Source organism: Labrys okinawensis (genome assembly GCF_047345005.1).
GTDB classification, from domain to species: domain Bacteria; phylum Pseudomonadota; class Alphaproteobacteria; order Rhizobiales; family Labraceae; genus Labrys; species Labrys okinawensis.
In genome coordinates this window covers 6,913,734-6,940,534 of record NZ_CP178864.1, presented here as the reverse complement: position 1 = coordinate 6,940,534, position 26,801 = coordinate 6,913,734, and the positions used below count along the sequence as shown (strand labels likewise).

At 64.2% G+C, this 26,801-nt stretch carries 26 protein-coding genes; 13 read left to right on the top strand and 13 right to left on the bottom strand.

The features are described from left to right. Positions 1-7 precede the first annotated feature (7 nt). From ACMDCR_RS32205 to ACMDCR_RS32185, 5 genes are all read right to left on the bottom strand, one after another. The gene (locus ACMDCR_RS32205) at positions 8-952 is read right to left on the bottom strand and encodes an ABC transporter permease (RefSeq protein ID WP_413990516.1); all 945 of its coding nucleotides are present in this window, start codon (positions 950-952) and stop codon (positions 8-10) included. A gap of 174 nt (positions 953-1,126) precedes the next feature. Further along, positions 1,127-2,194 carry a substrate-binding domain-containing protein gene (locus tag ACMDCR_RS32200; RefSeq protein ID WP_413990515.1) on the bottom strand — a complete coding sequence of 356 codons (1,068 nt, stop codon included), beginning with the start codon at positions 2,192-2,194 and terminating at the stop codon, positions 1,127-1,129. A gap of 130 nt (positions 2,195-2,324) precedes the next feature. Next, a complete protein-coding gene (locus tag ACMDCR_RS32195) occupies positions 2,325-3,386 on the bottom strand; it encodes a substrate-binding domain-containing protein (RefSeq protein WP_413990514.1) in 1,062 nt (353 codons plus the stop codon). 38 nt (positions 3,387-3,424) lie between these two features. After that, a complete protein-coding gene (locus ACMDCR_RS32190) occupies positions 3,425-4,678 on the bottom strand; it encodes a M20 family metallopeptidase (RefSeq protein ID WP_413990513.1) in 1,254 nt (417 codons plus the stop codon). Continuing rightward, entirely contained in the window at positions 4,675-5,874 is a 1,200-nt protein-coding gene (locus ACMDCR_RS32185; RefSeq protein WP_413990512.1) for an ROK family protein, read from the bottom strand. Before ACMDCR_RS32185 ends, ACMDCR_RS32190 begins: the two co-directional genes overlap by 4 nt. Before the next feature lie 177 nt (positions 5,875-6,051). Between ACMDCR_RS32185 and ACMDCR_RS32180 the strand changes: the two genes are divergently transcribed. After that, positions 6,052-7,263: an ROK family transcriptional regulator gene (locus ACMDCR_RS32180; protein WP_413990511.1), complete on the top strand. Its 1,212-nt coding sequence runs from the start codon at positions 6,052-6,054 to the stop codon at positions 7,261-7,263. A 110-nt stretch (positions 7,264-7,373) separates the two neighbouring features. On the opposite strand, the gene ACMDCR_RS32175 is transcribed toward ACMDCR_RS32180, so the two are convergent. Further along, positions 7,374-7,622 carry a DUF2312 domain-containing protein gene (locus ACMDCR_RS32175; RefSeq protein ID WP_284310172.1) on the bottom strand — a complete coding sequence of 83 codons (249 nt, stop codon included), beginning with the start codon at positions 7,620-7,622 and terminating at the stop codon, positions 7,374-7,376. A 52-nt stretch (positions 7,623-7,674) separates the two neighbouring features. Next, positions 7,675-8,460, bottom strand: coding sequence for an N-formylglutamate amidohydrolase (locus ACMDCR_RS32170; RefSeq protein WP_413990510.1), 786 nt, complete (start codon positions 8,458-8,460; stop codon positions 7,675-7,677). A gap of 80 nt (positions 8,461-8,540) precedes the next feature. Here ACMDCR_RS32170 and ACMDCR_RS32165 point away from each other — a divergent pair, with 80 nt between their 5' ends. The 3 genes from ACMDCR_RS32165 to pyk all read left to right on the top strand — a co-directional run bounded on the left by ACMDCR_RS32165 (position 8,541) and on the right by pyk (position 11,867). Beyond that, positions 8,541-9,455: a DMT family transporter gene (locus ACMDCR_RS32165; protein WP_413990509.1), complete on the top strand. Its 915-nt coding sequence runs from the start codon at positions 8,541-8,543 to the stop codon at positions 9,453-9,455. A gap of 78 nt (positions 9,456-9,533) precedes the next feature. Next, complete coding sequence (locus ACMDCR_RS32160; RefSeq protein WP_413993783.1) at positions 9,534-10,199, top strand: DUF1036 domain-containing protein; 666 nt, start codon at positions 9,534-9,536, stop codon at positions 10,197-10,199. A 231-nt stretch (positions 10,200-10,430) separates the two neighbouring features. Continuing rightward, positions 10,431-11,867, top strand: coding sequence for a pyruvate kinase (gene pyk, locus ACMDCR_RS32155; protein WP_413990508.1), 1,437 nt, complete (start codon positions 10,431-10,433; stop codon positions 11,865-11,867). Between the two features lie 306 nt (positions 11,868-12,173). Here pyk and ACMDCR_RS32150 read toward each other — a convergent pair whose 3' ends face one another. The 4 genes from ACMDCR_RS32150 to ACMDCR_RS32135 form a co-directional block, all read right to left on the bottom strand. Further along, a complete protein-coding gene (locus tag ACMDCR_RS32150; protein ID WP_413990507.1) occupies positions 12,174-13,172 on the bottom strand; it encodes an alpha/beta fold hydrolase in 999 nt (332 codons plus the stop codon). Between the two features lie 262 nt (positions 13,173-13,434). Next, on the bottom strand, positions 13,435-13,992 hold the full coding sequence (locus tag ACMDCR_RS32145) for a tetratricopeptide repeat protein (RefSeq protein ID WP_413990506.1): 558 nt from the start codon (positions 13,990-13,992) through the stop codon (positions 13,435-13,437). A gap of 98 nt (positions 13,993-14,090) precedes the next feature. Beyond that, positions 14,091-14,216 carry a type B 50S ribosomal protein L36 gene (gene ykgO / locus ACMDCR_RS32140; protein ID WP_150941987.1) on the bottom strand — a complete coding sequence of 42 codons (126 nt, stop codon included), beginning with the start codon at positions 14,214-14,216 and terminating at the stop codon, positions 14,091-14,093. 293 nt (positions 14,217-14,509) lie between these two features. Continuing rightward, on the bottom strand, positions 14,510-14,905 hold the full coding sequence (locus tag ACMDCR_RS32135; RefSeq protein WP_413990505.1) for a polyketide cyclase: 396 nt from the start codon (positions 14,903-14,905) through the stop codon (positions 14,510-14,512). Positions 14,906-15,100: 195 nt separating this feature from the next. Here ACMDCR_RS32135 and ACMDCR_RS32130 point away from each other — a divergent pair, with 195 nt between their 5' ends. From ACMDCR_RS32130 to ACMDCR_RS32115, 4 genes are all read left to right on the top strand, one after another. Next, positions 15,101-15,733, top strand: coding sequence for a glutathione S-transferase family protein (locus ACMDCR_RS32130; protein WP_413990504.1), 633 nt, complete (start codon positions 15,101-15,103; stop codon positions 15,731-15,733). 2 nt (positions 15,734-15,735) lie between these two features. Continuing rightward, positions 15,736-16,908, top strand: a complete 1,173-nt coding sequence (zapE, locus tag ACMDCR_RS32125) for a cell division protein ZapE (RefSeq protein WP_413990503.1) — start codon at positions 15,736-15,738, stop codon at positions 16,906-16,908. 7 nt (positions 16,909-16,915) lie between these two features. Continuing rightward, complete coding sequence (locus ACMDCR_RS32120; RefSeq protein ID WP_413990502.1) at positions 16,916-17,515, top strand: TetR/AcrR family transcriptional regulator; 600 nt, start codon at positions 16,916-16,918, stop codon at positions 17,513-17,515. 149 nt (positions 17,516-17,664) lie between these two features. After that, entirely contained in the window at positions 17,665-19,335 is a 1,671-nt protein-coding gene (locus ACMDCR_RS32115; protein WP_413990501.1) for an EAL domain-containing protein, read from the top strand. Positions 19,336-19,350: 15 nt separating this feature from the next. Here the strand turns inward: ACMDCR_RS32115 and phaR are convergent, their stop codons facing one another. Further along, complete coding sequence (phaR, locus tag ACMDCR_RS32110) at positions 19,351-19,962, bottom strand: polyhydroxyalkanoate synthesis repressor PhaR (RefSeq protein ID WP_413990500.1); 612 nt, start codon at positions 19,960-19,962, stop codon at positions 19,351-19,353. A 221-nt stretch (positions 19,963-20,183) separates the two neighbouring features. On the opposite strand from phaR, the gene ACMDCR_RS32105 reads away from it, so the two are divergent. From ACMDCR_RS32105 to ACMDCR_RS32090, 4 genes are all read left to right on the top strand, one after another. Beyond that, positions 20,184-21,356, top strand: a complete 1,173-nt coding sequence (locus ACMDCR_RS32105; RefSeq protein ID WP_413990499.1) for an acetyl-CoA C-acetyltransferase — start codon at positions 20,184-20,186, stop codon at positions 21,354-21,356. A gap of 182 nt (positions 21,357-21,538) precedes the next feature. Next, complete coding sequence (gene phbB / locus ACMDCR_RS32100) at positions 21,539-22,264, top strand: acetoacetyl-CoA reductase (protein WP_413990498.1); 726 nt, start codon at positions 21,539-21,541, stop codon at positions 22,262-22,264. A 139-nt stretch (positions 22,265-22,403) separates the two neighbouring features. Continuing rightward, positions 22,404-23,315: a polyprenyl synthetase family protein gene (locus tag ACMDCR_RS32095; protein WP_413990497.1), complete on the top strand. Its 912-nt coding sequence runs from the start codon at positions 22,404-22,406 to the stop codon at positions 23,313-23,315. Next, the gene (locus ACMDCR_RS32090) at positions 23,312-23,971 is read left to right on the top strand and encodes a DUF1345 domain-containing protein (RefSeq protein ID WP_413990496.1); all 660 of its coding nucleotides are present in this window, start codon (positions 23,312-23,314) and stop codon (positions 23,969-23,971) included. The genes ACMDCR_RS32095 and ACMDCR_RS32090 overlap by 4 nt, the downstream gene beginning before the upstream one ends. Before the next feature lie 135 nt (positions 23,972-24,106). Here the strand turns inward: ACMDCR_RS32090 and ACMDCR_RS32085 are convergent, their stop codons facing one another. Next, positions 24,107-25,105 carry a GlxA family transcriptional regulator gene (locus tag ACMDCR_RS32085; protein ID WP_413990495.1) on the bottom strand — a complete coding sequence of 333 codons (999 nt, stop codon included), beginning with the start codon at positions 25,103-25,105 and terminating at the stop codon, positions 24,107-24,109. A 439-nt stretch (positions 25,106-25,544) separates the two neighbouring features. Between ACMDCR_RS32085 and ACMDCR_RS32080 the strand changes: the two genes are divergently transcribed. After that, entirely contained in the window at positions 25,545-26,795 is a 1,251-nt protein-coding gene (locus ACMDCR_RS32080; protein WP_413990494.1) for a sarcosine oxidase subunit beta family protein, read from the top strand. The last annotated feature ends 6 nt before the right edge of the window (positions 26,796-26,801 follow it).

Below are 26,801 nucleotides of genomic sequence, written 5' to 3'. Positions count from 1 at the left end.
CGGCTCCTCAGCGGTTGGGTTCGCGCAAGGTCAGCGCGACGGCTATGAGGATGATGAGGCCCCGGGCGATCATCTGGTCCGATGGCTGGTAGCCCATGAGGATGAGACCGTTGTTCAGCATGCTCATCAGGAGTGAACCGATCAGCGCGCCGATGATGGTCCCCATGCCGCCATTCAGACGCGTTCCTCCGACGATGACGGCGGCGATTACAGTGAGCAGGTCGGTTTCGCCGAGGGTGTAGCGCGCGCCATGCAGGCGGCCCGCATAGAGGATCCCCGCGAGGCCGGCTAGCATGCCGCTGAGAACCAGCACGCTGAAGCGCACCCGCAGCACCTTGATGCCGACGGCACGGGCGGCGCGCGCGCTATCACCGGTGGCGTGGATATGGGCACCGTAGCGGGTCTGCCGGAATACGAATGAACCGACGGCAACAGCGACGATCGTCCACAGGATGAGGGAGGGGATGCCGAATAGGCTCCCGGATCCGAACAGGGCGTTGAAGGCGTCATTCTCGATCGGTACGGACTGCAGGGCGGTCAAGCGGCGCGCCACTCCGGCGAACACGCCCATGGTCGCCAGCGTGACCAGGAAGGACGGCAGCCGGGCATAGGCCACGAGGCCGCCGTTCAGCGCCCCTATCAGGCCGCCGGCGGCGAGGGCCGCCGCGACCCCGAGGGGCCAGGGCCAGTTGCGCAGGACCATGGCAGCGAGCAGGGCGCTGACCGCGACGATCGACCCGATCGAGAGATCGATCTCGCCCGCGGTCAGCACGAAGACCATGCCGACGGCCATGACGGTGATCGGCGCCGCCTGCTGCACGATGTTGAAGAGGTTGAACGTGGTCAGGAAGCCATCGTCACGCAGGATGACGGAGAAGGCCAGGAAGATCAGCAGGAAACCGACATAGATGACATATCGGCTGGGATTTGTGTTCCGCAGAAAAGCGAGCATGGGTGGATCCCGGCAGCGGCATGGCAAAGGCCAATGGAAGATGGCAGGCGCAGATCCTCTGCGCCGCCCGGAGCAATATGCGTTCGGGTCGCAACGATCTTCGGGACTAGGATATTGGAGATAGAAGCATTCTCAGAGTCCTGGTGATGCAATCCGACAGTAAAATACCGCAGCTTATTGGCCGGTCATCGAGGGCGGCAGATCGCGGTGGAGCGAATCCTGGTATCCCTGCTTGACCGAGGCCTTGGTGACGGTCAGAGCGTCCACCGCATAATAGGGGGCCGTCTTCTCCCCGATCAGACCGAGGGCCGCGGCGCGCGCGCCGGTCTGGCCGATCTGATAGGCTTGATCGACGACGATGCCGGCGACATTGCCACCCTTCACCATGTCGAGCGCCAGGGGTTCGGAGAGATCAAAGGTCACGATCCTGGTGTGGGTGTTGCCGGCGTTGCGCAGCGCCGCCAGGACGCTTTCGGCCGGCGTTGACCAGGTGGCGTAGATGCCGTCTAGGTCGGGATGTTTCGTCACGAGCGCGTTGAGGACGTCCTCGGCGCGGGTGGGATCGGCCAGGCCCTGTTCCGTGACGATCTGAATTCCCTTGTAGTCGTCGAGGATGGTCTGCTTGAAGGCGCTGTCGCGCTGGTTGGTCACGAAGAAATTGGCGTCGTGATAGACATAGGCGATCTTGCCCTGGCCGTTGAGCGCGGAGCCCATCGCATCGCCAGCATGCTTGCCCATCTGGGCGAAATCATCGGAGACGACGCAGACATAGTCCTGACCCGCCCTGAAGTCCTTGGGCGGCTGGTCGACGAAGACAAGGGTCGTGCCCATGTCCTTGGCGGGCTTGAACGCCTCAGGCGCCGTGTCGGGATCGACCAGCTCCGAGAATATGGCGTTCGGCTTCTTGGCCATGACGGTCTCCACGTCGCTCTTCTGCTTGGCGGCGTCGAAATTCGCGTCGGTCTGGGCCACGACCTTGATGCCGAGGCGCGCAAATTCGTCGCTGGCTCCCTGGATTACGGCTTTCGACCAGTCGGAGGACTCGTGCCAGACGATGGCGACCGTGAAGGCGCCGGCCTTGACCTTGGCCTCCTGTTCGGGCGCAAGCGTCAACGACTTGGCCAGCGTGATGGGCTCGCCATTGGGGCCGGCGCTCGGCTTGAGCTCGGCATGGACCGGACCGGCGAAGGCGAAGACGGCCATCGCACTTGTTGAAATCAGAAAACTGCGTCGGCTAAGCATGCTTGGGTCTCCCGTGGTGTGTTCGCCCTGTCGTTTCCCGGCCATCTGGCGCAAACAGCCGGTTTCAACGCGGCAGCGAACTTCGCTGCCGCTCCTGTAAGATCACTGCCATGCTCCTCGGCGGAGGCGGTTATTTGATCGCGTCGAGGATGCTCTGAGGCGCATCGCGATGCAGGGAATCCTTCCAGCCCTGAGCGACATTGTCCTTGGTTACGGTCAGCACAGGCGCCACTACGAAGGCAGGCGCCGGCTTGCCGAGGAGGCCGTAGCCGGCCGCATCGGCCATGGCGCGTCCAAGTTCATAGGCCTTGTCGGCGGCGATCGCCGTGACGTTGCCACCCTTGATCATGTCGAGGCCGATGGGTTCGGAAAGGTCGAGCGTTACCACCTTGGTGTGAGTATTGCCGGCCGCCCTGAGGGCCGAGATTACGCCTTCGGCCGGTTCGGACCAGGTGACGTAGATGCCGTCGAGATCGGGATGCTGGAGGATCAGCGCCTGCGCGATATCCTCGGCACGGGCCGGGTCGGAGATGCCTTGGCTCGCTACGATCTTGATGTCGGGATAGTCGGACTCGATCGTCGCCTTGAAGGCGTTGTCGCGCTGGTTGGTCACGTAATAGGAGGCGTCGTGATAAATCCAGGCAATCTTGCCCTTCTTGCCGAGCGAGGCGGCAAGGGCATCGGCCGCGTGCTTGCCCATCTGGAAGAGATCATCCGTGACGATGGTGACATAGTCCTTGCCCTGGACGAAGTCCTTGGGCTTGTTGGACAGCAATACGATCTTCACACCACTCGCCACAGCCGGCTTGAAGGCTTCGGCCGAGGTGACGGGATCGAGCGGCAAGGCCAGGATCGCGCTTGGCTTCTTGGCGAGGATGGTCTCGACATCGCTCTTCTGCTTGGCGGCATCGAAGCCGGCATCGGTCTGGGCGACCACCTCGATGCCGAGCCGGGCAAATTCATCCTTGGCGCCGGCCGTTACGGCGTTCACGAAATCCGACGAGGTATGCCAAAGCAGGGCTGCGGTGTATTTGCCCTCCTTCAGCTTGGCAGCCTCGGCGTCAGAGAGGACCAGTTCGGACGAAGGCGTCGCTTTCTCGCCGCCGGGTCCGACGGTTTCTCCGGCAAGAGCGGGATAGGCCATCGTCAGGAAGGCGCCGATGGCAAGCGCTGACAGGCTTTTCTTCAACATGTTCCACGTCCCTCTTCTTTGGCTTTGGCGGCCCCGCCCTACCGGCCGCCGAAGCGGGCCAGGAAGGCGGCCATGACAATGATACCGTCGAGGTATTCTTCAACCGAAATACGTTCTTCCAGCGTGTGGCAGACCCGGATGTCGCCTGGCGCGCAGTAGACGGCCGGGACGCCTAGGCGATTGATCAGGAAGGGGGCTTCCGACCAATAGGGCGCTCCCTCGATGGCGCCGCGATCGGGACGGACCGCCTTGACCGCCTCCGCGAGCAGGCGCACGGCGGGCAGGTCCTGCGAGATCTCGCTTGGCGTGCCGCCAAACTCGTGATCGCGGCCGGCGGGATAGGCGAGGCTGATCGAGATGCCCGCCTCGACCGGTGCACCGCGAACGGCGGCTTCCAGATCGGCGACAGCCTTGTCGAGGGTCTCCCCCGGAATGAGCTTCAGGATCAGGCTCATCCTGCATTCGCCGGGCACAGCGATGTAGCCCCCGCCCTCGAAGGCGGTGACGAGCACGAAAGGATGCCCGACCAGATCGTGTAGCGCCCTCCTTTCGAGTTCTGCCGAATGGGCGAACAGGGCTGAGAGGATGGCGTGCGAGGCCTTCAGGGCGTCAATGCCGAGTTCCGGCACGCCGAAATAGGCGGAGCGGCCGCTGACGGTGATGTCGCAGATCAGGAAGCCAAGCTGGGCAGCGTAGATGTTGAGCTGGGTCGGCTCGACATAGATTGCGAAATCCGGCTTGGGTGTGCGACCGGCCTCGATTTCCTCGACGAGCGCCTTGAAACCGGCGCTGATGCCCGATCCCGGCTCGCCACTCTCCTCGTCGCCGATGAAGGCGAAGAACAGATCGCTCGGGGGCTTGATCCCTGCGGTGGCGAGCAGGCGCGCCGCCGCCACGACGGTGCAGATGCCGGCCTTGAGGTCACCGACGCCTCTGCCCCACATCTCGCCGTCGATGATCGGCGCCGCGAAAGGACTCTCGCGCTCCGTGCCCGCCCAGCGTTCCGCCCAGCCGCGCACATGCACTGTGTCCGTATGCCCCGTCAGCAGCAGCGTCCCCCCTGACCCCGCTCCTTTGAGTAGGCCGCGGACATTGGGACGGCCGGGCGCGAACTCCGTGAGGGTGACGGCTTCGGCGCCCAGGGACGTCAGTTCGGCCGCGAGCATGGTGGCGAATGCGGCTTCGGTGCCGGTGATGCTCGGCGTACCGACGGCGCGGCGCAGAAGATCAAGCGCCGCGTTCTTGTCGAGCGCCGCCTCGAGGGTTTGGATCAGGCCGGTGTCGATTGTCATTCGGCAGCCCCCGCCAAATCAAGTTCAGGGAAGAAATCTTCATGGGCCGTGCCGGTGAGACCGGCATATTGCCGGTGCAGCTTACTCATAGCCGACGCCACGGCGCCGACCAAGCCTGCCCGGCTGCCGAGGGCGCTGGCAGCGATATCGACCGGACGCGCGAAGATCTGCGGAATCGCTTTCTGGATGCGCTGCACCAGTTCGGGCCGGGCGCCGATACTGCCGCCGAGAATGATCTTTTCGAGGTCGAGCGCGGCTTGCAGGGCAACGATGGCCAGTGCCGCGACATGGGCGACATCGTCGATAACCCTCGTAGCGAGGCCGTCGCCCGCTTCAAGGAGGGCAAAGATGTCGCGGACCGTCTTCGCCCCCGCGCCGCCGCGGGCCTTGTAGCGTTCCACGATGCCGGCCGCGCCAATCTCGAGTTCGAAGGCGCCAACATCGAGGGCAGCGGGAGAAGTCAGGTTGTCTCCCACCGGAAGATAGGAGATCTCGCCGGCCGCGCCGCTGGCGCCCCGCACCAGCTTGCCATTGACGACCAGGCCGAGGCCAGTGCCCGTGCCCAGCGCCAGGAAGCCGACATTCAGGCAGCCTTGGGCGTGCCCCATCCACGTCTCGCCCAGCACGGCGAGGTTGACGTCGTTTTCCACTTGCACCGCCTGGCCGAAGAGCCGACCGAGGGCTTTGGGAACGTCGAGGTCGGCCAGGCCCGCAATGTTCGGTCCCAGGCTGACCGCCCCCGTAAGAGGATGGATCACCCCGGGCATGCCGACGGTGACGCTGTCGATATGATGCGGTTCGATCTTCCGCGTCGCAGCCAGCCGGCGGCACAGATCGCGGATCTGTTCCAGCACATGGTGCCCGCCGCGTCGGTCCGTCGGCTCGGTGGCCTCGGCGAGGATACTGCCCGAGAGGTCGGCTACGGCTGTCGTGACCTTGGTGCCGCCGAGATCCACGCCTATGCAATAGGCGGCGCTGCCCCGCACGCTGTAGAGGGCATCGTCTCGCCCCGCCACTGCGCTGCGCTCGATCAGGCCCTGCGCTTCCAGCTCGACGATCGCCTGCCGCAGGATCCGCTTGGGCAGGCCCGTCTCACGCGCCAGCGCTTCCCCCGACAGAGGCGTCTTGCGCAAGAGGATCTCTGCGACCATGCGGCGAGAGATGCGACCGACCAGGGAGGGGCGACGTGGGTTCACCGGGCTGCCTATTAATTCATTCGCATACCGAACTAATAGGACAGATGGAAGACAACGTCAAGAGATGTGCGCCCGAATGCCCCCGCAGATGCGACCCTTGACAAGATGCCGTCCGCAGACTCCTCTCATTCGGCAATCAAACGAACTAATTCTGCGGGCTTCGGGAGAAGACTAGGGATGACGCAACAAGTACCCCAGCACCGTGTCTCCAGGTTGATTTCCAGACGCCTGGTGTTCGAATCCCTCCTGCATAAGGGTCCGATCTCCCGGGCGGATCTGTCGAAGGAAACCGGCCTTTCCAAGCAGACTATCTCGGAAATTGTCGACAGCTTCGACCAGCAGGGTTGGGTGCGCGAGACCGGCCGCACGAGCGGCAATGTCGGCCGCACCGCCGTTCTCTACGAGATCTCTCGTGACACGGGCTATGTCGTGGGAGTCGATCTCGGAGGCACCAAGGTCACGGCGGCGATTGCCGACATCGCCGGCGACATCCTCTCGGAGATCACCGAGCCGACCGACCCCCGCGGAGGTCAGGCCGTTCTGGACCAGGTGGTGGCGCTCGCTTCGCAGCTGACCAGGAACGTGCGCACCAGCCTGAAGCAGGTGCGCTCGGTCGTAATCGGAACGCCCGGCGTCGTCAGCATGGAGACCGGGGGAATCGACCTCGCGCCCAACATCGCCGAACTCGGCGGCGTCGATGCGCTGGGCTTTTTCAGCAAGAAGTTCAAGGGCTTGGTTAGGATCGAGAACGACGTCAATCTCGCGCTGCTGGGCGAGATCTGGCAGGGCTGTGCCCATGATGTCTCCAACGTCGCCTTCATCGCCCTGGGTACCGGCATCGGCCTCGGCATCTTTTCTAACGGCCAGCTCATTCGTGGCGAGACGGGAGCCGCTGGCGAAATCGGCTTCCTGCCCCTGGGGCGCGATCCCTTCACGTCCGAGGCCCGCATTCATGGCAGCCTCGAATTCGAGGTCGGCGCGGTGGGGATCGTCAGACGCTACGATGCCGCCGGCGGCCGGAACGCCGCAGATGTGCGTCAGATCTTCGAATATTTCGAAGAGGGTGATGAGATCGCCCGCAGGGTCATCGGCGAAACCTCGCGCATGATCGCCCTGGCCATCGCCAGCGTCTCGGCCGTGCTGGACCCGAAGCTGCTTGTGCTGGGCGGCTCCATCGGCGGCCGGCAGGAGATTCTCGACCTCGTGCGGGAGGACCTGAAGGGTTGTGCCCCTCGCATGATCGAGGTGCGAGCCAGCGCCCTCAAGAACCGCGCTGGCGTCGTCGGAGCATTGGCCGCAGCTTTGAGCCAGCTTCACGAAGCCCTGTTCGGCGTGCCGGACCTTCCGGGGGATCTTGCCCTTCCGGTTCCGAAGGGGGTGGCGGCTTGACGCCGCCGTATTGGAGATATCGGTGCAACTCGCACGGAACCGCACCGAGTTCGTGTCTGTCCGCTGCCTTTGGTTCCGGGCACGGACTATGAGACCACCAGCCGGGAGCCTCAGCCCTCCATGCCCAGGGCCTGGAGATAGAGTTCGAGGATGGCGTCTTCCTCGGCGCGCTCGGCGGCGGGCTTCCTGCGTAGCGACACGATCTTGCGCAGGATCGCGACATCGAAGCCGTTGGCCTTGGCCTCGCCATAGACTTCCTTGATGTCGTCGGCGATCGCCTTCTTGTCCTCTTCGAGGCGCTCGATGCGCTCGATGATCGATTTAAGCTGGTCGGCGGCGACCGAGGTTGCGTCCGTCATGTCTTACTCCTGAGAAATTTGGGCGCGATGTGGCTGAAAAAGCCGAGTCGGGTCAAGTACCCGTGCGCGTTCCCCAATGTTCGATGCGCCTGATTGCGGGGTCGATGATCAGAGGCGAGAGCGCCCGGGCGATACGATGGGCCCAGTCCTCGGCGCCCTCCTGCGTGCCGATCAGGTCCTGCCTCACCTCGATGAGGGCGTTCGGCAGGCCGCGCAGCGTCGCGTGCTGGTAGAGCGTGTCGCCTTCCAGTGCTCCGTCATAGGGTTCATTGTCTCCGACGACCAAGGAGGCGTCCCTGGCGAAGGCCTCGATCATTGGCCTCGCGACGCGCGGATCCTTGTCCCAGAGCAGCGTGACGTGCCAGGGCCGCGGCAGGCCACGCCAAACCGGCGTAAAAGAGTGCACGGCGAAGATCACCGGCACGATGCCACGCTCCAGCCGGGCGTTGACGAGATCGGCGATCGCGTTGTGATAGGGCCGGTAGTAGCGCTCGATGCGCCTTACGATCTCTTCATGGCCGATACGGGCATTGCCCGGCACCAGGGCGCCGTCGGACAGGCGCATCACCAGGGTCGGGTCGTCGGCTCCGCGATTGGGGTCGATCAGCAGCCGCGAATAACGGGTAAGCACCGCCGGGGCCTGCAGGCGGGCGGACAGCGCGTGGGTGACGATGCGTGCCCCGATGTCGTAGCCGATATGGCGCTCCAGCTGGGCAGGAGGCAGGCCGAGCGTGCCATATTCTTTCGGCAGGGCGTTGGAGGCGTGGTCGCACAGCAGGATCAGGCCGGATTCGGGATGGCCATCCAGCGTTTCGATAGGCGGAAAATCGGACTGCACGGTATCACTGACATTGTGGGATCGGGCGGGGCAGCATAAAGACGTGCCTTGTTTGAGTATAGTTCGCATCGGACATCGCAATGAGCACTGCCGCGCAGCCGGCGAGCCCCGCACGCAATGCCTTCTGGCCCGCCTTCGCCGCCTTGCTCGGCGGTGCCATGGCGATGGGCATCTCGCCGATCTTCGTACGCTTGTCCGACGTCGGCCCCTTCGCCAGCGCCTTCTATCGCGTCTTCCTCGCCTTGCCGGTTCTCTATGCCTGGATGCGGCTGGAGGAGCGACAAGCCGGCACGCCCGACACTGGACCCGTCTTTTCGCTGCCGGTAATCGCCACCGCGCTCGCCTTTGCCGCCGATCTCTTCTTCTGGCATCTAGCCATCGCCAAGACCACGGTCGCCAACGCCACATTTTTCGCCACAACGGCGCCGGTCTGGGTGGTGATCTTTGGCTGGCTGTTCTTTCGACGAAAAGCGAGCCCCGGCGCCCTCATCGGCCTCGGCCTCTGCCTGCTCGGCGGCCTGGCGCTGGTCGGCCAGTCCTTCGCCTTCGCGCCCGGGCATCTCGTCGGTGACGGTTTCGCCGAGGCGACCGCGGTGTTCTTCGGTCTCTATTTCCTGGCGGTGGAAAAGGCACGGCTGCGCCACCGGGCCGCGCGTCTCACCTTCTACATGTCCGTCCTCACAGCGGCGATCCTGGCGCTGGTGGCGCTCTGGGCCACCTACAGCCTAGGCCAGCGCTTCATGCCCTCGGGCGCTCTCGGCTGGCTTACTCTTTTCGCGCTCGCCTGGGTCAGCCATGCCGGCGGCCAGGGCCTGCTGTCGGTGGCGCTCGGCTCGCTGCCCGTGGTGTTCTCCTCGCTGGTGATCTTCCTGGAGGCGGTGGCGGCCGCAGCGCTCGGCTGGCTCATCCTGGGCGAAGCCGTGTCGCCGCTGCAGGCGCTGGGCGGCTTGGTCATCATTGCCGGCATCTGGATCGCGCGGCCTCGGATGGCGTAGGCATACGCCGTTTTGCCGCCTTTCTTGCGCCCGAACGAATCTGTAATGATGACAGCCCCCAAGGTCGAATCGCTCTGGATGAAACGCTTTACTGCCCACCTCTTGCCTGTGGTTGCTGCCATTTGCCTGGCGCCATTCCTGGTTACCGGGCCCGCCTGGGCCGATTTTCGCCTTTGCAACAATACCTCGAGCCGCGTCGGCGTGGCCGTCGGCTACAAGGACAAGCAGGGCTGGCTGACTGAAGGGTGGTGGAATGTGGCGGCGCGCAGCTGCGAATCCATCCTCAAGGGCCCGCTGGCCTCGCGCTATTACTATGTCTATGCGGTCGACTACGACCAGGGCGGCGAATGGAGCGGCAGCGCCTTCATGTGCACCCGTGACAAGGAGTTCACCATTCGCGGCTTCGAGAACTGCCTGGCGCGCGGCTATGATCGCACCGGCTATTTCGAGATCGATACAGGCGAACAGAAGGCATGGACGGTGCAGCTCTCCGAACAGGCCCAGAATGGTGCCAACCCGAAATCGGACGCCCCTGGCGATACGCCGCCAGCGCCCGACGGGCCTTCGGCGCAGCCGGCAACACCCGCTCCCACCGTTGCGCCGGCGCCTGCCACACCGGTGACCCCTGCCACACCCGTTCCAGCTTCACCGGCCGCGCCGGCGCCCCAGACGCCGCAGCAATCGCCGACCCCTGCTCCGGAAAAGCTCCCCGCCCCTCCCGGAACGTCACCTCAAGCGAATTAGCGCCGGGCCGTGTCTTTTATGTCACGTTTCTGGCGTGAAAATAAGGTTAGAGTTTGAACTCACCCTTGTGGGTGCGTTGCCTTGCGGCGGCGACATCCGCACAAAATGTCCCAGGCGTTTTTCGATTTGCCAGACCTGTCGGATCGCAAAGACGCACCAAAATAAAGAAGTAAAGCAAGATGCGTTTCCAGATAGACGCGCTTTGCTTTAGGAAAAGAGAGAAGTAGCCGCATGCGACGCCAGCGAAAAGTCAAGATACTCGCCACCCTAGGGCCTGCTTCCTCGTCGCGGGAAATGATCGCCAAGCTTTTCCGCGCCGGCGCCGACTTGTTTCGCATCAATATGAGTCACACGTCGCATGATCGCATGCGGGAGATGGTGGGCCTGATCCGCGATGTGGAGAAGGAGTTCGGCCGCCCTATCGGCATCCTCGTCGACCTGCAGGGCCCAAAGCTGCGCATCGGCGAATTCGCCGAAGGCGCGGTGCAGCTCGTCAACGGCGCAAGCTTCGTGCTCGACTCCGATCCGACGCCCGGCACCGTCGAGCGCGTCTATCTGCCTCACCCCGAGATCCTCTCCGCCCTGCGCCCTGGCCATACGCTGCTGCTCGACGACGGCAAGGTGCGCTTGAAGACCACGGAGTCCACCGGCACCCGCGCGGTGACGCAGGTCATCGTCGGCGGCAAGATGTCGAACCGCAAGGGTGTCTCGCTGCCCGACACCGAGATTCCGGTCTCGGCCATGACGCCGAAGGACCATGCCGATCTTGAAGCTGCCTTGCCGGCGAACGTCGACATCATCGCGCTTTCCTTCGTGCAGCGGCCGGAAGACGTCCACGAGGTGCGCGATATTGTGCGCGGCCGTGCCCTGGTGATGTCAAAGATCGAAAAGCCCCAGGCGATACAGCGCCTGGAGGAGATCATCGAGGCCTCCGACGCACTCATGGTGGCGCGTGGTGACCTCGGCGTCGAGTTGCCGCTCGAAAAGGTGCCTGGCCTGCAGAAGCGCATCGTGCGCGGTGCCCGCCGCCTCGGCCGCCCGGTGGTGGTCGCCACGCAGATGCTTGAATCGATGATCGCCTCGCCGGTGCCGACCCGCGCCGAAGTCTCCGACGTTGCGACAGCCGTCTATGAAGGCGCCGATGCGGTGATGCTCTCGGCCGAGAGCGCCTCGGGCGAGTTCCCCTTCGAGGCGGTCTCGACCATGAACCGCATCGCCGAGGAGGTGGAGCGCGACCAGCTTCACCGCACGATCATCAACGCCCAGCGCAACGAGCCCGAGCAGACCGGCGCCGACGCCATCGCAGCCGCCGCGCGCACTGTGTCGGAGACGCTCGACATCGCCGCCCTGATCGCCTGGACGGCCTCGGGCTCGACGGGTCTGCGCATCGCCCGCGAGCGTGCCGAGAAGCCGTTGCTGGCGCTTACGCCGAATGTCTCGACGGCCCGGCGCCTTGCCCTCGTCTGGGGTGTCCACGCTGTGCTCACCGACGATGCTCGGGATGAGAGGGATATGGTCCACCGCGCCTGCCGTCATGCCTCGCGCGATGGCTTCGCCCAGCCCGGCCAACGCGTGCTGATCATGGCCGGCATTCCCTTCGGCACCCCCGGCGCCACCAACATGGTGCGCATCGCCGTCGTGGAAGGAGAGGATGCCGAGGGCGCCTGAGAACGGCTCTCGCACGTCGATTGGCAGGGCGCGGTGCTTTTTCATCGCGCCCTTTTATTTGCCGGCAAATCAGGAGGCCTCGATATCGATTTGCCACTTTCTGTCTATCCTGGCGCGATTTCCCGCCATTCCGGGCGCCGCAGAAGCGACACTTGATCTTCGCTGGATGGGCTCATTCGTCTATGTTGCCGGCATAAAGCTCATTCATGGCTCTGTTAAATAGCCGGCAAAAGACATTGTGTGATCCTATCAAGCGCGGTCCAAATTGCACTGGCGCGTGCGTCCTGAACCTCTGCGGTCGGCTCCCTATTCCGCGGCCTTGCGCAGTCCGTCCTGCTCCAATTCCTCCGCCTCGCTGGCAACACGCTCGATTTCCGCCAGGACCTGATCTTTGGCGATATAATGGATCTGGTGTCCCGCGCCTGGGATCAGAACCAGCTGCGACCCCGCAACCTGGCCATGCAGCGCCTCGGAATGGAAGGCGGTCGAGACGACGTGGTCGGCCGGATCGGCGATGATGGCGGTAGGCACCGTGATCTCGCCATTGCGCTTGCACTGAACTTCGAGGAAGGATTTGAGGATGGCGACGTCCTGGCCGTTCCAGCGGAATTCCTTCGGCCGGAGCACCAGGGCGGCACTGGTGCGGCTGATGTAATCGGCCGGCCCGATGCCGGGAGTGAAGGCCTCCGCAGCTGATCTCCGCAGGCCCCAGCTGCCCACAGGCGTCATCACCGTATGCACGAAGATGCGTCCCAGTACCGGCATGGCCGAGAGACGGTAATACCACAATATGCCGCCGGGCCAGGGATGGGTGGCGCCCGACAGCACCACCAGGCCGGCGACTTTGTCCTTGTGTTCCAAGGCGAAGTTGACCGCGAGCGAGCCGGCCAGCGAGTGGCCCACCACGATGAAGCGATCGACGCCGCGCTGCTTCAGGGCCTGCGCGATCAGCTTGACCTGCTCGGCAGGCGAGGCATCGCGCCGTCCACCGGGCCGGTCACTCCACCCATGGCCCGGTCGGTCCGGCACGATCACGCGCCGGTGGCGGGAAAGGTCCTCGCCCAGGCCATAGACCATGTCGCGCGCATTGGAAGTCGCGCCATGCAGCAGCACCACGGGCAGGCGCCCGTCGCCATGGCCGGCACCCAGATCGAACAGATGCAGCCGGCCGCCCGAGACGGGTTCGAAGGCTCCCTCGGGTGGGTTCTCTTCGGCAATGCGGGCCGCAATGATATGGGTGGCCTGGATGGCACCAAGCACATGGGCGATCACAAGGACGAGAAGAAAAAGCAGGAAGACGGTCAATCAGGGCCTTCAGGGAATCCGGGTGCGCAGGCCGAAAGCCCTGCGTTTCGTCACCCAACGTAATCCGTTTGAAAGGGCGCTGGAAGCCCATTCCTGGCATCGCAGGCGTTGCGGAGTATTGGAGTGTCGATCATTGATCGACAATCTTGGAAACGGTGTGCTTATCGAAAAGGAAGATGGCGATCGGTGATCGCGACTCCGTGTTTCGGCACCCCACCAGCAAAATCAGCGCTGACAGGAAGCTTCCGATGCCGGCAGACCCCTAGATGTCCCTTCCTTCGACGTCTGTCTTCAAGTCATCGAGGACTTTCTGGGCCCCCGGGATCTGCGGATTGATCTCCAGCGCCTTCTTCAGCGCCTCATAGGCATGCTTCTTGTCGCCCATGTCGGCCAGCATCATGCCCAGGCCGCTCCAGGCGCCATATTCGCGCGGATTGCGCCGTAGGGTCTCCGCGATGTCGGCAATCGAGCGCACATAGTTCTTCTGCATGAAATAGGCGGTGGCGCGCTTGTTCCAGGCCTCGGCATAATCGGGCTTGAGGTGGATGATAGCGCTGAGGATCTTGATCGCCTTGCCGGTGTTCGAGGCCTGGATGGCGGTGAGCGCGCGGTCCATCAGCAAATCGGTGGTGTCGCTGCCGGATTTCAGCTCCATCCGCTCAATCTGCATCGCAATGTTGCGCGCTTCCGTCTCCGACTGCGCCTTGCCGAGCCGCTCATAGAGATGGTCGAGCGTAGGCGCCGCCGTCGGCTGGTCCTGCGCCAGCGCAGCCGCGGGGATGGCAAGCAGCCCCATCAGGGCAAGAATCGCGATCTTCATGGCAGCGAGTGTGCCGGTTGATTGTGGCGATTTCAAACCAAAAAACCCGGTCACGTCACCGTGACCGGGCCTTGAAAACGCGGCAAGCCGGAGTGGGCTTAACCCTGGCGGGCCTTGTAGCGCTTCTGCGTCTTGTTGATGATGTAGACGCGGCCCTTGCGACGGACCAGCTGGTTGTCGCGATGGCGACCGCGCAGCGACTTGAGCGAGTTGCGGATCTTCATGGTTCTCGTGCCTCAGGTTGGAGCACGCGAATGAACCGCAGGAGCTCCCAAATTCGAAAGATGCGGGGTTCTAGCGGCGAGGCGGCGGGATGTCAACGGCCTGGGCACCGGCCGATCGGCTATCCTACGAAAAGCGCCATGGTTTGGGGACGGATTGAGTGACGAAGCCGATTGCCGGATTCTGAAAATGCTTCGTGAGATGCGTATCCAAATGGGGAGCAAGCGAAAGGACTAGCTTGAAGCAGGGTGCGGCGCGCCGAGCAGCATCTGAACCTGTCGCTGCTCGATACGCATTAAGCCGACATCAGCGCCCGAAGCCCTTCGAGATCGCGCTTCACCCAGTCCTGGTCCTCACGGAACTTCTCGTCCGACATGCCTTGCTGGCGGAACAGCGTCAGAATCACCTCGGCACCTTCGCCGTTCTCGATCACCCGCAGCGGGATATAGACCTCGCGTCCGCCGCCCACATCGACATGGTGATCCATGATGCCGAATTCGTTGGGTGGCGTGAAGCGGATCCACACCGTGCCCTCCGGCCCCTTCGCACGCCAACGATCGCCTTCGCGCTGCAACGAGGATTGGCTGAGGCCCGAGGCCCACTTGGGAAAGAACTGCGGCTCCCAGATCGCGTCATAAAGTTCGCGCCATGACCGGTCGATGGTAATGCCGAGTGTGGTGGCTTCCAGCATGTCCACTCCCTTGTGGCTGCGCCCGTTACCGGAAAACATGGGTCTGCATGGTGCCAGCCGCAAGCTTGCAATGATTGGCACCGGCATCGAGAGCGCCCGCCAAAAAGCCTTTCTGCAAAATCTCGTACCGCCAACCCGCCCCTATGCCGCCGCCCTATCATTGGCTATGAGTGACGCCTCTGACAGGAGACCAGCATGGCCGACTACAAGCTCTATGCCTTCGGCGAATCCGGCAATTGCTACAAGGTGGCCATGATGCTGGCTCTCACCGGAACGGAATGGGAGCGCCTTCCGGTCGACTATTTCAACGGTGAGACGCGGGGCGAGGCCTTTCGGGCCATAAATGAAATGGGCGAGGCGCCGGTGCTGCTGCACAATGGCAAGGTGCTCAGCCAGTCCGGCGTCATTCTGGATTACCTTGCGGCCCAGACCGGCCGCTTCGGGCCTGAGAATGAGGACGAACGGCGCGAGATCCTGCGCTGGATGCTGTTCGACAACCACAAATTCACCTCCTATTACGCCACGCTGCGCTTCCTGGTGGGCCTGCAAAAGAGCGGCGAAAGTCCGGTCACCGAATTCCTGCGCGGGCGGGCCAAGGCGGCCTTCGGTATCGTCGACAAGCATCTGGCCGCGAGCGAGTTCCTGGTTGGCGATCGCCTGACGATCGCGGACCTCTCCCTCGCCGGCTACATCTTCTTCAACGAGGAGACCGGCATTGATCTCGCCGATTATCCCAACATCCTCGCGTGGCGCGGGCGCATCGCCGCCATGCCCGGCTGGAGGGCACCGTACGACATGGTTTCCCACGCCCCCAAGGCGAGAGGCTGATCTTGCACGCGCCTGCCTCGACATCCCTGCTCGAACGCTATCTTGCCCTTGTCGCGTCCGGCGGGCTGGAGCGTGACAAGGCGCAGGAGGCGGTACTCGCCCGCTTGCAGGTGCTGCTCGATCGGCTCGGCGAGGGGGTGCCAGCGGCCAAATCCGGCATGTTCGGCCGCCTTTTCGGACGCGCCAAGCCGCAGGAGCGGTCGAAGGGACTCTATATCTGGGGCGAGGTCGGGCGCGGCAAGACCATGCTGATGGACCTCTTCTACGCGGCTGTGCCGGCGCACTTTTCCCATCGGCGTGTACATTTCAACGCTTTCATGAACGATGTGCATGAGCGCATCTTCCGCTATCGCAACGAAGTGCGCGCTGGACGCATCAAGGGCGACGATCCGATCGGCCCGGTCGCCCAAGTGCTGGCGGACGAGGCGAGCCTGCTCTGCTTCGACGAGTTCTCTGTCACCGACATCGCCGATGCGATGATCCTTGGGCGCCTGTTCACGCATCTGTTCGAGCGCGGCGTCACCGTGGTCGCCACCTCCAATGTCGTGCCTGACCGACTCTATGAGGGCGGGCTCAACCGCGCGCTGTTCCTGCCTTTCGTTGATCTCCTGCAGCAGCATATGGACGTGGTGAAGCTCGAGGCGCGCACCGACTACCGGCTGGAGAAGCTTTCTGGCGGCGAGACTTATATCGTCGGCGGCGGCGCCGAGGTGCGGGCGAGGATGGATGAGGCTTTCGAGCGCCTAACCGGCCAGCGTGAGGGCGGGCGGGTGGTGCTCGCCGTCAAGGGCCGCGAGTTCGTCGTACCGCAAGCAGCGATGGGCGTTGCCCGTTTCTCCTTCGACGAGCTCTGCAACCAGCCCCGCGGCGCGGCCGACTTTCTCGCGCTGGCCGAACACTTTCATACGCTGGTGCTTGACGATGTGCCGGTCATCGACCAGTCGCAGCGCAACGAGGCCAAGCGCTTCATCCTGCTGATCGACTGCCTCTACGATCGTGGCGTCAAGCTGGTTGTTTCGGCGGCCGCCGAACCTGGCGGGCTCTATCCTTATCAGGAGGGGCGCGAGGCCTTCGAGTTCCAGCGTACGGAATCACGCCTGATCGAAATGCGCTCCGAGGCCTACCTGGCGCAGCCTCATCAGGCACCGCCGAAATCCTCTCTGGTCGACACTTAGGTCTGGCATGGGCAAGGCGGAACCCACCGGCGCAAGGCTGCTCGACATCGCCACCGACCATGTGCGCAAGCATGGGCTGGAGCGCACATCGGTGGTGGCGGTCGCTCGGGACGCGCAGGTGAGCCACGCCGCAGTCTACCGCTATTTCGCCTCGAAGGACGCGCTTATCGACGCCGTCACCGCCGATTGGCACAAGGTGGTGGAGACGCAGCTCGCCGTGGTCGCCGACGCGCCGGATCCGGCCGATGACAAGCTCGAGCGCATGATGCTGCTCCTCGCCCGGCTCTATCGCGAGCGGCTCGATCAGGAGCCCAATCTTTACGCTGCCTGGCTCTCGGCCATCAACGAAAACAGGGCCGTGGTCCGCAAGCATCGCCGCCGCATCCGTACCCTGATCGAGCGGGTGGTGGACGAGGGGCGCTCCATCGAACTCTTCCGCGCCCGCTCGAACGAAAGGCTGATCGCCTTTCTCGCCGATGCGCTGCATCGCTTCACCGACCCCGTCGCCATCCACGCCGATCGCGACGCCAACCGTCACGAACTCGACCAGCGCCTGGCCCGTCTCCTGCGGGTTGTCATCCGCGCCATGGTCGCGGGGAGCGTGTGAGCGAGAACGTCATCCCGTGCGCGATGCAACATGCAATGTCGCGTCGCAGACCCGGGACCACCCGTTTGCCAACACCGCCCGTTAATTCTTTTCCGGCATTGTTCTTGCTTTCCGATGGTGTTCGCTCGCTCGGGCGCAGGACGCGTAAGATGTTTGATAGTGCCGTGCCGGGCTTTGGCACTTGTGTTGAAAAGGCTAAGCTCGATCCCCGAGCTCTCCTGATTGCCCTCGGCCAGGCCAGCTATGAATGGTGCCTGGAGACAGACCGCCTCGCCTGGAGCGCCGGCGCGGCCAGGGTGCTCGGCGTGCATGACGAGAGTGCCATCGCCAGTGGCAAGGCCTTTGCCGGCCTGATCGATCTCGACACGCCCGGCGGCCGGCACGAGGCGATGATCCAAGGCGTATCGGCAGGCCCTGTCGAGGGCGTGCCGTATTGCCTGCGCTATGCCTATCGCCCGCATGGTACGGGCAAGAAGCGCTGGATCGAGGATCGCGGGCGCTGGTTCGCTGGTCCCGATGGGCGCCCAGCCAACGCGCGCGGCCTTGTCCGGGTAGTGGCCGAATGCGCCGACGACGAGACCGGCGCCCTGCGCGGGCCCACCGGTGGCATTCTCGACCATGCCTTCGCCTCCTCCCTCGCAAAGGCCTGCGAAAGCGGGCGGCAGGCCGGCCTCTTCCTGGTTTCGATCAAGGGGCTTGGCCGCATCCATGCCGAATTCGGCCCCGTGGTCGCCGATGCCGTCAGTGCCCAGGTGATGCGCGGCCTGCGCGCCGTGCTGCGCATCGGCGACAGCCTCGCCAGCGTCGCCGACGGCAAGTTCGCCCTCGTGTTGTCAGGCTGCGGCGCCCAAGATCTGTGCCAGGCCGCCGAGCGCCTGCACCGTGCCGTCGGCAAGGTGCGCATCGAGGCCGGGCAGGGCAAGATCGACCCAAGCGTTTCCATCGGGGGCGTCCATATCACGCCGGCCTCTGTTGATGCTGGCACCGCCCTCCACGCTGCCCAATGCGCTCTCGACCGCTGCGAGCGCGAGACGCCCGGGGGCTTCGCCGCTTTTGCCGAGGACGACGCCAGGATTGCCGCCGCCGGTGCGGCGCAGCGGCTCGCGGCGGCGCTGAACGAAGAGCGCATCTTCCTCGCCTTCGAGCCAGTGTTGCGGGCGCGCCAGGCCGGACCGGCCCTCTTCCGCGCCCGCGCCTTCATCCGCGATGAGGCCGGCGCGGCGCCCTTGCAGCCGGCACATCTGACGCCTGACTGCGATCGCGCCCTTGCCCGCCGCTTTGCCTTGCGCCTGGTCGATCTTGCTGGAGCCGTGCTTTCCCGCCATCCCGGCGTCGAGGTGATGCTGCCATTGCCGGTGGTGGTCGAGCCGCCCAGGCGCAGCGGCAATGCCTATGAGCGGCTCAACATCGAGCTCGGCGAGACGCTGGCCAGGGCCGATCTCCACAACAATGGCCGCTATTGCCGCGCCATTCTGTCTTCAGGCGCACGGCTCGCCATCTCCGGCTTCGGCGGTGGCCATCTCTCTTTCGCCGATCTCAATAGCCTCGGCGTCGGCCACGTCACCCTCAACGGCACGCTGGTGGAAACCGCCGGCCAGGTCGCCCAGGGACGCTATGCCCTGCGCCGCCTGATCGAGGCGGCAACCAGCCAGGATATCGGCGTCGGGGCCGAATGGGTCGACGACGAGACGATCGCCCGCCAGCTTATCGGCTGGGGGTGCGACAGGCTGCTCGGCATGGTGGCCGGCCCGCTACGGCTCGACCTACCCCGCCCGCGCGGCGCTGGGCGCCAGACACCGATGACGCTGACGGGGACGTGACGCCCAGCCGCTGGCCTACGACTTTTTCTCGTCCGTCATGCGGTCCAGCCGCGACTTCATCTCGGCCAGTTCCTTCTTGAGGTCATCGAGATCATCACCCCCACGCGAGGTGGCGGTGGTAGCCGGTTCCGACACCTCGTCGCTGACGGGCTGGGTGAAGGGCGAGAACATGCGGAAGGCGCGCTGGAAGGCAGCCATGTTGTTGCGGGCCTGTTCCTCAAGGGCGCCGAAGCCGCCGTTCACCCAGGGCGCCTGTCCCCAGCCCGAAGTGAGGTGCTGCGTCATCTGCTCCCGCAGTTTCTGCTGGTCCCGCGTCAGATTGTCGATGGAGAACTCCAGAAAGCTCGGCACCAGGGCCTGCATGCTGTCGCCATAGAAGCGGATCAGCTGGCGCAGGAAGGTGATCGGCAGCAGATTCTGGCCCTTGTTTTCCTGTTCGAAGATGATCTGCGTCAGCACCTGCCGGGTGATGTCTTCATTCGTCTTTGCGTCATGCACGACAAAATCCTCGCCCGCCTTTACCATGGCGCCCAGGTCTTCGAGGGTGACATAGGTAGAGGTACCGGTATTGTAGAGTCGCCGGTTGGCGTATTTCTTGATTGTCGTCGGCTCTTTCGCTTTCGCCATGCCAGCATGCCCTTCGCCGTCGCCCTTGCCATAAGGAGAGGCCTCTGGCCTCTACCCGAAACCTGAATCTAGGCTCTTTTCGCGACCGCGAAAACATCTTTGTGCAAGCGCGGTAAACTCACTTGGCGCATTGACGCCGACATCTGAACCAGCCCATATGCCCAGGGGAGTTGGCCCGCGAACGGGCTGCCGGAGAAAAGCTTCAAAGGAGTGAAATTGCCATGAGTGATGTCGTCATTGTCAGCGCCGCGCGCACGCCCGTGGGCTCTTTCAACGGTGCCTTTGCCGCCACACCCGCCCATACGCTCGGCGCTGTCGCGATCAAGGAAGCCATGGCCCGCGCCAAGGTCGAAGGCTCGGAAGTGGACGAAGTCATCCTCGGCCAGGTGCTGAGCGCCGGTGAGGGCCAGAATCCCGCTCGCCAGGCCGCCATGGAAGCCGGCGTCCCGCAGGAGAAGACGGCGTTCGGCCTCAACCAGCTTTGCGGCTCGGGCCTGCGCGCCGTCGGCCTCGGCCTGCAGCAGATCGCCAATGGCGATGCTTCGATCATCGTGGCGGGCGGCCAGGAATCGATGTCGCTGGCGCCGCATGTCGCGCATCTGCGCGCCGGCACCAAGATGGGCGACATGAAGTTCCTCGATTCGATGCTGAAGGACGGCCTGCTCGACGCCTTCCATGGCTATCACATGGGCGTCACCGCCGAGAATATCGCCGCCAAGTGGCAACTGACCCGCGAGGAGCAGGACACTTTCGCCGTCGCTTCGCAGAACAAGGCCGAAGCCGCCCAGAAGGCCGGCCGCCTCAAGGATGAGATCGCCGCGGTGACGATCGCCAGCCGCAAGGGCGATATCATCGTCGATGCCGACGAGTATCCTCGCCACGGCGCGACGCTCGAAGGCATGGCCAAGCTTCGCCCTGCCTTCAACAAGGACGGCACGGTGACCGCCGGCAACGCTTCCGGCCTCAATGACGGTGCCGCCGCCGTGGTGCTGATGAGCGCCAAGGATGCCGAAAGGCGCGGGTTGACCCCGCTCGCCCGCATTGCGTCGTGGGCGACCGCAGGCGTGGATCCCGCCATCATGGGCACCGGCCCGATCCCGGCTTCGCGCAAGGCGCTGGAAAAGGCCGGCTGGAAAATCGGCGATCTCGATCTCGTCGAGGCCAATGAGGCCTTCGCCGCCCAGGCTCTTGCCGTCAACAAGGACATGGGCTGGGATCCCTCAATCGTGAACGTCAATGGCGGCGCCATCGCCATCGGCCACCCGATCGGTGCGTCCGGCGCCCGCGTGCTGGTCACGTTGCTGCACGAACTCGCCCGCCGTGGTGGCAAGAAGGGTATTGCCACGCTATGCATCGGCGGCGGCATGGGCATCGCGCTGACCGTGGAACGGTAAGGCTAGTCATCCCGTGCGCGATGCGGCACGCAGTGACGCTTCGCAGACACGGGACCGCGTATTGCTGGCGCCCCATTTGCCTACGGTCCCGGATCTGCGAAGCGTCACTGCGTGACGCATCGCGTCCGGGATGACATGAATATCCCCCTCAAGAACACCATCGAGATCACCAAGGAGGAACCATGACCAGAGTTGCGATCGTCACGGGCGGCACGCGCGGTATCGGCGCTGCCATTTCGAAGGCACTGAAGGCTGCTGGCTACAAGGTTGCCGCAAGCTATGCGGGCAATGACGAGGCCGCGGCGAAGTTCAAAGCCGAGACGGGGATTGCGACCTACAAATGGGATGTCGGCGATTTCGACGCCTGCGCCGCCGGCGTGGCGGAGGTCGAGAAGGATCTGGGCCCCGTCGACATCCTGGTCAACAATGCCGGCATCACGCGCGATGGCTTCCTGCATAAGATGACCCGGGACCAGTGGTCGGCCGTCATCCGCACCAATCTCGACGGCCTGTTCAACATGACCCGCCCGGTGATCGAGGGCATGCGCAACCGCGGTTTCGGCCGTGTCATCGTCATCTCCTCGATCAACGGCCAGAAGGGCCAGATCGGCCAGACCAATTATTCCGCCGCCAAGGCGGGCGATATCGGCTTCGTCAAGGCGCTGGCGCTGGAAGGCGCGGCCAAGGGCGTCACCGCCAATGTCATTGCGCCGGGCTATGTCGGCACGGAGATGGTTCAGGCCATCGATCCCAAGGTGCTGGAGACGCGCATCCTGCCGCTGATCCCCACCGGCCGCCTCGGCCAGCCCGAGGAGATCGCCCGCGCCGTGCTGTTCCTGGCCTCGGACGATTCCGGCTACATCACCGGCTCGACGCTGAGCATCAATGGCGGCCAGAACATGGCATGAGGGCAGACTTCAAGGCGTGAAGCACGGGCCCTCCCCAGCACCTGCGGAGGGCTCCTGCCTTGTTGGGCTCGGAATGGCTTCGCCCGCAGCCCCATCCGCGCTAAGCTCACCCCAGGCGGGCCTTTGCAATGAGCGTTCCATGACTATCGACTTCCATCGCCGTCTCGCTTCAGTGGCAAGCGAGATCGAGGATGTGCTCGTGACGATCTTCGATGTCGCCACCGATCCGCCGGTTCCAGCTCGTCTCCTCAACGCCATGCGCTATGCGGCGCTTGGTGGGGGCAAGCGTTTGCGGCCCTTCCTGGTGGTGGAGACGGCCGGCCTTCTCAATGGCGACGTCGGCACGGCCCTGCGCGCCGGGGCGGCGATCGAATTCGTGCATGTCTATAGTCTCGCCCATGACGACCTGCCGGCGATGGACGACGACGAACTGCGCCGAGGCAAACCAACGCTGCATCTTGCTTTCGACGAGGCGACCGCCATCCTCGCGGGCGATACCCTGCAGACCCTGGCTTTCGAGACCCTGAGCGATCCCGCCACCAGCACCGATCCGGCCATGCGGGCGGAGCTCGTCCTGCTTCTGGCCAAGGCAGCCGGTGGAGCCGGGATGGCCGGCGGCCAGATGCTCGACCTCGAGGCGGAGGGCCGCTTCAGCGCCGAGATGGAACTCGACGCTCACGCCATCCGCCAGCTCCAGGCCATGAAGACGGGCGCGATCCTGTCGTGCGCGGTGGAAATGGGTGCGACTATTGGCCGGGCGAATTCCCAGCAATATCAGGCGCTTCTTTCCTACGGCAGGGCGCTCGGCGCCGCCTTCCAGATCGCCGACGACCTCCTCGATGTGGAATCCTCCAGCGCCGAGCTCGGCAAGGCCACCGGGAAGGACGCCGGCCAGGGCAAGGGCACTCTGGTGGGATTGTGGGGGCTCGACAAGGCCAAGGCGGAACTCGCCCGTCTGGTCGGCGAGGCCGTGCACGCCCTCGACCTGTTCGGCGAGGAAGCCGACATCCTGCGGGCTGCCGCGCACTTTACGGCGGAACGGCGTTCATGAGGCGGATCCTCCGGTCGATCACCACCCGGCCGACGCTGGTGTGGTCCTTCGTGGCCGGTTTCGTGCTCGCTTTCGTCTGGCCCGACGTGCCCCTCCTGGAGCGGTTGCTGGCGGGCTGGTGCGTGTCGACCAGCTTCTTCGTCGTGGTGGTGAGCTGGTGGCTCGGCACGCTGCCTGTTCAGCGCTTCGGCAGCAGGGTCGATGATCTCGATGAGGGCGCGGTCACCATCCTTGCCCTCAGCATGCTGGCGGCGGCCGCGAGCTTCGCAGGCGTGGTCTTCGAATTGCAGGCGATCCACAACCAGCCCAATCAGAGCGCGTTCGCCCTGCCTCTGATGGTGGCGACCATCGTCTGCTCCTGGTTCTTCATCCATACCATCTTCGCCATCCACTACGCCCATGTCTTCTACAACGACGGCGGCCATCAAGCGAAGCCATGCCTCGACTTCGGCGGCGACGATGCGCCGCCCGACTATTGGGATTTCGTCTATTTCTCTGTGGCGATCGGCGCTTCTTCCGCCACCTCCGACACCAATCTGCGCTCACGCGTGATGCGTCGCCTGGTGGCGGCCCATGCGATTTTCTCGTTCTTCTTCAACGCGACAGTGCTGGCGCTGGCCATCAACATCGCGGCGGGATTGCTGGGCGGGAATTGACGCTGGGAGCGCGGACGTCTCGTCCGCTCTTGAACCGGGACATTCAAAGAAAAAGGCCGGCCCGTTGCGAGACCCGCCTTCATCATTTCTATAGCGCTATCGTTTCAAGAGCGGACAGACGTCCGCGCTCCCAGGTTATGCGATCGCCGTCGCCACATTCCGCTCCACACGCATGCCCTTGCGCTCTTCCGATGGCGTGCGGTCGAAATGCTCGCTGTAGCACTTCGAAAAATGCGAGGCGGAGACGAAACCGCAGGCGAGGCCCACTGAGAGGATCGGCATCGAGGTCTGGCGCAAAAGCTGACGGGCGCGATTGAGGCGCATTTCCAGGTAGTAGCGCGTCGGCGTGGTATCGAGATAGCGCTGGAACAGGCGCTCGAGCTGCCGGGGCGAGAGGCGCACCGTGCGGGCGAGCTGGGCGCAGGAGACCGGGCGCTCCAGGCGCTTGTCCATTTCGCCGATCACCGCCAGGAGCTTGGGATGGGAGACGCCGAGGCGGGCTCGCAGTTCCATGCGCTGGCGTTCATGCGAGTCGCGCATGCGGTGGTGGATCAGCTCGTCCGTGACGAGGGCGGCAATCACGGCGCCCTTCTTGGCGGTGATCAAGGCAAGCATCATGTCGATCGAGGCCGTGCCGCCGGCGCAGGTGAAGCGGTTGCGGTCGATCTCGAACAGTTCCTGCGTGGCGTCGATCTCCGGGAATTCCTCGCGGAAACTGTCGAAATTCTCCCAATGGATGGCGCAGCGATGGTCATCGAGCAGGCCAGCCTTGGCGAGGATATAGGTGCCGGTGCACACCGCACCGATCGAGACGCCGTAGAAGGCCAGCTTGCGCAGCTTGGCGATCAGGGCGCTATGGTCGTATTTTTGCACGTCCAGGCCGGAGCAGACGATGATCTCGGGCATCGGGCCGACATCGCCATAGGCGCCGTCAACAGCAACGGCCACGCCGTTGGAGGCTTCGATCGGCTGGCCGTCCGGCGAATAAAGTCGCCAGGCGAAGGCCTTGGCGCCTGTCACGTAATTGGTCAGGCGCAGGACCTCGACCGCTGCCGCGAAAGCGATCATCGAGAAATTGGGGGTGAGCAGGAAGCCGACGGTGTGCGTGGCGCCGATATCCGGCCGGATATTCATACGCTGTTCTCCATTGGGTCACGGCCGGCTCGAGGCCGGCCATGCGAAACAAAAGAAAGCGGGAAAGCGCACCGGATGGAGCGATCACCCTCGGGACTGGTGGCGGACGTCTGATGCGTCCTGGGTACAACGTTTGTTGCTTTTAGCCGTCTTGTTGGAAACGACAGCCGGGGGCGATCTTGCGACATTTCTGGAAGAGTTCTGATTTGGGATCGACGGGATGTCGCTTTTAATGTCGTAATTTGACAAATGCAAGGCGCTCGCTTGCGACCTCTTGGTCAAATACTGTCCTGAAAGCGCCGCTCCAGCGACGTCAGCGATGGCCGTCGTAGAACATTTTCTTCTGATGCGACAAAAGGCGCGTCGCTTCCGTGCTAGACGTGGCGTCGGGGGATGTTGATAGTCGCCCCCTCACGATTCCTCGAACTGGCGGCAAGACGTGCGGTTTTCTGTCTTTTCCCTGGCGCGCAACGCGCTGAGCGGTCACCAGAACTGGCCGGAGCAATGGCGCTCGCCCGAGCCCAAGGCGAGCTATGATGCCATCATCATCGGCGCTGGCGGCCATGGTCTCGCCACGGCCTACTACATGGCCTCCGAGCATGGCATGCGCAACATCGCCGTCATCGAGCGCGGTTGGCTCGGCGGTGGCAACACCGGCCGCAACACCACGATCATCCGCTCCAACTATCTGTGGGAAGAGAGCGGCAAGCTCTACGACCACGCGATGAAGCTTTGGCAGAATCTCTCCCAGGTGCTGAACTACAACGTGATGTATTCGGCCCGTGGCGTGATGATGCTGGCGCACAATGTCCACGACGTGCAGGTCACCAAGCGCCACGTGCATGCCAATCGCCTCGCCGGCATCGACAATGAATGGCTGACTCCGGAAGAGGCGAAGGAATTCTGCCCGATCCTCAACATCTCCAAGGACATCCGTTACCCGATCATGGGCGCCGCCCTGCAGCGCCGGGGCGGGGTCGCCCGCCATGACGCCGTGGCCTGGGGCTATGCCCGTGCCGCCGACGCGCTCGGCGTCGACATCATTCAGAACTGCGAGGTCACCGGCATCCTGCGCGATGCCACCGGCGCGGTGGAGGGGGTCGAGACCTCCAGGGGCACGATCAAGACCGGGAAGATCGGCGTCGTCGCAGCCGGCCACACCTCGGTGGTGATGGACATGGCAGGCGTACGCATGCCGCTCGAAAGCTATCCCCTGCAGGCGCTAGTCTCCGAGCCCTTGAAGCCGATCATGCCCTGCGTGGTGATGTCGAACACCGTGCACGCCTATATGTCGCAATCCGACAAGGGCGACCTCGTCATCGGCGCCGGCACCGACCAGTATGTCTCCTATTCGCAGACCGGAGGCCTGCATATCGCAGCCCACACGCTGGACGCCATCTGCGAGCTCTTCCCGGTGGTGCGCCGCACCCGGATGATGCGCAACTGGGGCGGCATCGTCGACGTCACGCCGGACCGCTCGCCGATCCTCTCCAAGACCCCCGTGCCAGGTCTCTTCGTCAATTGCGGCTGGGGCACCGGCGGGTTCAAGGCGACTCCCGGCTCAGGCCATGTCTTCGCCCATACGGTGGCTACGGGTGAACCCCATCCGATCGCCGCTCCCTTTAGCCTCGACCGCTTCCGCACCGGTCGCCTGATCGACGAAGCGGCCGCAGCCGCCGTCGCGCACTGAGGAAGA

Excerpts from the sequence above, each read along its gene's own strand:
- ACMDCR_RS32205 (WP_413990516.1), bottom strand. The coding sequence starts at position 952 with ATGCTCGCTTTTCTGCGGAACACAAATCCCAGCCGATATGTCATCTAT.
- ACMDCR_RS32200 (WP_413990515.1), bottom strand. The coding sequence starts at position 2,194 with ATGCTTAGCCGACGCAGTTTTCTGATTTCAACAAGTGCGATGGCCGTC.
- ACMDCR_RS32195 (WP_413990514.1), bottom strand. The coding sequence starts at position 3,386 with ATGTTGAAGAAAAGCCTGTCAGCGCTTGCCATCGGCGCCTTCCTGACG.
- ACMDCR_RS32190 (WP_413990513.1), bottom strand. The coding sequence starts at position 4,678 with ATGACAATCGACACCGGCCTGATCCAAACCCTCGAGGCGGCGCTCGAC.
- ACMDCR_RS32180 (WP_413990511.1), top strand. The coding sequence starts at position 6,052 with ATGACGCAACAAGTACCCCAGCACCGTGTCTCCAGGTTGATTTCCAGA.
- ACMDCR_RS32175 (WP_284310172.1), bottom strand. The coding sequence starts at position 7,622 with ATGACGGACGCAACCTCGGTCGCCGCCGACCAGCTTAAATCGATCATC.
- ACMDCR_RS32165 (WP_413990509.1), top strand. The coding sequence starts at position 8,541 with ATGAGCACTGCCGCGCAGCCGGCGAGCCCCGCACGCAATGCCTTCTGG.
- ACMDCR_RS32160 (WP_413993783.1), top strand. The coding sequence starts at position 9,534 with ATGAAACGCTTTACTGCCCACCTCTTGCCTGTGGTTGCTGCCATTTGC.
- pyk (WP_413990508.1), top strand. The coding sequence starts at position 10,431 with ATGCGACGCCAGCGAAAAGTCAAGATACTCGCCACCCTAGGGCCTGCT.
- ACMDCR_RS32145 (WP_413990506.1), bottom strand. The coding sequence starts at position 13,992 with ATGAAGATCGCGATTCTTGCCCTGATGGGGCTGCTTGCCATCCCCGCG.
- ykgO (WP_150941987.1), bottom strand. The coding sequence starts at position 14,216 with ATGAAGATCCGCAACTCGCTCAAGTCGCTGCGCGGTCGCCATCGCGAC.
- ACMDCR_RS32135 (WP_413990505.1), bottom strand. The coding sequence starts at position 14,905 with ATGCTGGAAGCCACCACACTCGGCATTACCATCGACCGGTCATGGCGC.
- ACMDCR_RS32130 (WP_413990504.1), top strand. The coding sequence starts at position 15,101 with ATGGCCGACTACAAGCTCTATGCCTTCGGCGAATCCGGCAATTGCTAC.
- ACMDCR_RS32120 (WP_413990502.1), top strand. The coding sequence starts at position 16,916 with ATGGGCAAGGCGGAACCCACCGGCGCAAGGCTGCTCGACATCGCCACC.
- ACMDCR_RS32115 (WP_413990501.1), top strand. The coding sequence starts at position 17,665 with ATGTTTGATAGTGCCGTGCCGGGCTTTGGCACTTGTGTTGAAAAGGCT.
- phaR (WP_413990500.1), bottom strand. The coding sequence starts at position 19,962 with ATGGCGAAAGCGAAAGAGCCGACGACAATCAAGAAATACGCCAACCGG.
- ACMDCR_RS32105 (WP_413990499.1), top strand. The coding sequence starts at position 20,184 with ATGAGTGATGTCGTCATTGTCAGCGCCGCGCGCACGCCCGTGGGCTCT.
- phbB (WP_413990498.1), top strand. The coding sequence starts at position 21,539 with ATGACCAGAGTTGCGATCGTCACGGGCGGCACGCGCGGTATCGGCGCT.
- ACMDCR_RS32095 (WP_413990497.1), top strand. The coding sequence starts at position 22,404 with ATGACTATCGACTTCCATCGCCGTCTCGCTTCAGTGGCAAGCGAGATC.
- ACMDCR_RS32090 (WP_413990496.1), top strand. The coding sequence starts at position 23,312 with ATGAGGCGGATCCTCCGGTCGATCACCACCCGGCCGACGCTGGTGTGG.
- ACMDCR_RS32085 (WP_413990495.1), bottom strand. The coding sequence starts at position 25,105 with ATGAATATCCGGCCGGATATCGGCGCCACGCACACCGTCGGCTTCCTG.